This is a genomic window from Emticicia fontis, from assembly GCF_054779675.1.
Genome location: NZ_BAAGXU010000051.1, coordinates 262,463 through 262,797, shown reverse-complemented (window position 1 = coordinate 262,797; position 335 = coordinate 262,463). Strand labels below are relative to the sequence as shown.

General features: G+C 46.3%; 1 protein-coding gene. It reads right to left on the bottom strand.

Annotated elements, in window-relative coordinates; translation table 11 throughout:
* Window positions 1-24: 24 nt before the first annotated feature.
* A partial coding sequence (locus ACYVFA_RS22125; RefSeq protein ID WP_460474047.1) for a hypothetical protein occupies window positions 25-335 on the bottom strand: 311 nt, incomplete at its 5' end.

The following is a 335-nucleotide window of genomic DNA, read 5'->3' as shown; positions in this document are numbered from 1 at the left end:
CTTCTTAAAATGCAAAGGTCAAGATTATTTTACTTCCCCACAACTTTTAGGGTTGATCCCCAAAGCTGACGCAACACCGATATGTCTCTTGAAATGAACTAAAAAAGCCTTCTCGAAAATGAATTCAAGAAGGCTTTTATGTCGGGGTGGCCAGATTCGAACGGCAGCGGCCGACCGTTGACGACCTTCTGCTCTCAAAGCTGACGCGACACCGATATATCTCTTGAAATAAACTAAAAAAGCCTTCTCGAAAATGAATTCATGAGGACTTTTGTGTCGGGGTGGCCAGATTCGAACGGCAGCGGCCGACCGTTGACGACCTTCTGCTCCCAAAG